This window comes from Treponema sp. (assembly GCF_045657965.1).
Lineage (GTDB): Bacteria > Spirochaetota > Spirochaetia > Treponematales > Treponemataceae > Treponema_D.
Genome location: NZ_JAZOUG010000157.1, coordinates 1 through 2923 on the forward strand (window position 1 = coordinate 1; position 2923 = coordinate 2923).

Genomic DNA, 2923 nt, shown 5'->3' on the forward strand with positions numbered 1-2923 from the left:
ACCGCTTGGCCTCCGACTTCTTTGAATTGTTTTCTGACTTGCTTCGTAAGCGCGGTTAACTTCAATCATTTTAACCATTTCATTTACAACGTTTACGTTACTTGTTTCCATATATCCCTGAAGCATCTTAGGCCGTTCCATACCTTCTGCAATATAAGCTTCTCCGGAAATATTATTTGAAGCCCAGAAAGAATTTCCCATTTTTTTAAGATAACGCTCGTTGTCAAAACGTACGATTTTAATCCGGTCTATTACTTCATTGTCTTTTGTGGTAATAATACCATCTTCATTAACGATAAATTTATCATCTTCAAGACGAATAATTCCGTTTTCACCCATAAGCGGATAACCGTCTTTAGTTGTAAGGATTCCTTCTTTACCGAGAATAAAATTTCCGTTTCGTGTATAACGCTCACCATTCGGTGTATCTACAGCAAAAAAACCTTCACCGGCAAGAGCTAAATCTGTATTTGTATTTGTCCCCCGGAACGAACCCTGCTCAAATTCTGTAAAATTTTCGTTTGTTTCAACCCCAAGACCAAGTTTCCCGATAATTGGTGCGGCATCTGCTGAGCCAAACGGAGTTTTATACACGCCGTCAGCTTCAGTTCTTCTTAAAAGAAGCTCAGGAAATGATTTTGAAACGCTCACATCACGTTTAAAGCCTGCTGTATCAACATTAGCAAGGTTATTAGAAATTGTATCAAGACGATTTTGCTGTGCGTTCATTCCGCTCGAACCGATATACCAGCCACGAATCATATTTTATCCCCCAAAACAAACGGTTTTCTTTACTAAAATTATCGGAATCTGAAAAAAGAAATTGAGAAATGTTTTAAAATAGTTTGCAAACTCTTTTCTTTCGAGTTATGATTATTTTATAGATATTAAAAAAAATTACATATATCAGGAGCGAATCAATTATGGCACATTCAAAAGAACCTCGCGTTTTAGCAATCATCTTGGGCGGTGGCAAAGGCACTCGTCTTTACCCTCTTACAAAAGAACGCTCCAAGCCGGCAGTTCCGTTCGGTGGTAAATACCGGATTGTAGATATTCCAATTTCAAACTGTATCAATTCCGGCTATAGAAAAATCTATCTTTTAACTCAGTTCAACTCAGCTTCTCTTCACCATCACATCACAAATTCATACAATTTTGATCATTTTTCAAAAGGTTTCGTAGAAATTTTGGCTGCTGAACAGACTCTTGAACACTCAGGATGGTTTGAGGGAACGGCAGATGCTGTACGAAAGAACATGGTTCATTTTCATTCACAGAATCCTACACATTACATAATCCTTTCAGGCGACCAGCTCTATCGTATGGACTTAAAAGCATTTATGAACAGCCATATAGAAAGCGGTGCTGACATTACAATTGCAACAACTGCTGTAAATGAACGCGATGCAACAGGCTTCGGCATCATGAAAATCGACGCCAAAAAAGCAATTACCGAATTTATCGAAAAGCCGTCTGCAGATGTATTAAAAAGCGGAAACTGGAAAATTCCTGCAAACGCACGCGGGGATTTACCAAAGGAAAAAGAATATCTTGCTTCAATGGGTATTTACATTTTCAATGCAGCTGCTATGGAAGAAATGCTCGACAACGAATTCACTGATTTTGGAAAGGAAATAATTCCGCGCGCAATCAAAAACAAAAAAGTCAACTCATATGTCTTCGACGGATACTGGGAAGATATCGGTACAATCCGAAGTTTCTACAACTCTACACTCGACCTCACAAAGGCTGTTCCGCCGTTCAATTTCTATGATGCAGATGCCCCAATTTATACTCACATGCGAAACCTTCCGCCTCCAAAAGTTAACGGTGCACCTCAAATTGAGAACAGTCTGCTTTCAGAAGGCTGTATCATAAACAACAAATCCGTCAAAAATTCTGTAATTGGTGTTCGAACAATTGTCAATGAAGGTTCAGAACTCGAAGGTGTCATCACAATGGGTGCAGACTTCTATGAAAACGAAGAAGCAAAAGCAGAAAATGCAAAAGCCGGACGTCCGGACATTGGAATTGGAAAAGGCTGTAAAATTGCAAAAACAATCATCGACAAAGATGCTGCAATCGGTGACAATGTCCGCATTAATGTTGATGGAAACAGCTATCCAGACGGTGAAAACAAACTCCCTAGCGGTGTAAGTTTTTACAGTTCAGAAGGCATTATTGTAATCCGCAAAGGCTCTGTAATTCCATCAGGAACTGTAATCTAATTGGCTTCAATGTTTGATAAGCTGGGCGATTTGCTCAGCGAGGCTCTGGAAAAGGGAGAACTGCCCGAATCTAAAGGACAGTTCTCCGATTTTTTTGAAGAACCTGATTCAAAAATCACTTCCTCACCTTCACAACCATATCAACAAAAATCACTTCCTGCTGATATAAAAAACGCTTTTTCATTTATAGGAATCAGTGAAGAAGCTGATTTTAATAATGCAAAGAAAATTTACCGCGAAAAACTTATGTATTATCACCCGGACAGAAGAAACGAAAATCCAGTTCTTCAAAAAGTTGCAAAAGAAAAGACCGAACAGCTTTTACGCGAATGGGAAAAAGTAGAAAAATGGTACAGCGGAACTTAAAATCCCATATCCAGAACGCACTGAACTTCTGTTGTAGAACTGTCCAGTTCAAGAGCAATCTTTTCAACAGAATATCCCGCATCATATAAATTACGGACAAGTTCACCAAATTTTTTCTTTGGTTTTACTGGCTCATCAGTATAAGAAATATTACCGCCAATTACCGGAACGCTGGTATATGAAGCACCATTATTTTCAACAGTAAAGCGGGTGCCTGTTTTTGAAACAATCTGATAATTGTCATAATCTTCAGAAGAAAAAAGTTCCCCGTTATCTTTTCTTTGCAGATTATTACCCCGGGTATAAACATTCTGATTTCGCTTTTC

General features: G+C 38.6%; 4 protein-coding genes. 2 read left to right on the plus strand and 2 right to left on the minus strand.

The genetic code is table 11. The annotated features are described in order from the left end of the window. A partial coding sequence (gene flgF / locus ACKI5B_RS05660) for a flagellar basal-body rod protein FlgF (RefSeq protein ID WP_407426688.1) occupies positions 1–762 on the minus strand: 762 nt, incomplete at its 3' end. 161 nt (positions 763–923) lie between these two features. Here flgF and ACKI5B_RS05665 point away from each other — a divergent pair. After that, positions 924–2231 (plus strand): glucose-1-phosphate adenylyltransferase, encoded by a 1308-nt coding sequence (locus tag ACKI5B_RS05665; RefSeq protein WP_407426690.1) that lies wholly within the window; start codon positions 924–926, stop codon positions 2229–2231. 9 nt (positions 2232–2240) lie between these two features. Continuing rightward, positions 2241–2597, plus strand: a complete 357-nt coding sequence (locus ACKI5B_RS05670) for a co-chaperone DjlA (protein ID WP_407426692.1) — start codon at positions 2241–2243, stop codon at positions 2595–2597. On the opposite strand, the gene ACKI5B_RS05675 is transcribed toward ACKI5B_RS05670, so the two are convergent. After that, a partial coding sequence (locus tag ACKI5B_RS05675; RefSeq protein ID WP_407426694.1) for a hypothetical protein occupies positions 2594–2923 on the minus strand: 330 nt, incomplete at its 5' end. The two genes, ACKI5B_RS05670 and ACKI5B_RS05675, sit on opposite strands and share 4 nt — an antisense overlap.

What these genes read in the sequence shown, in the direction of transcription:
- ACKI5B_RS05665 (WP_407426690.1), top strand. Translation starts at nt 924, where the DNA reads ATGGCACATTCAAAAGAACCTCGCGTTTTAGCAATCATCTTGGGCGGT.
- ACKI5B_RS05670 (WP_407426692.1), top strand. Translation starts at nt 2,241, where the DNA reads ATGTTTGATAAGCTGGGCGATTTGCTCAGCGAGGCTCTGGAAAAGGGA.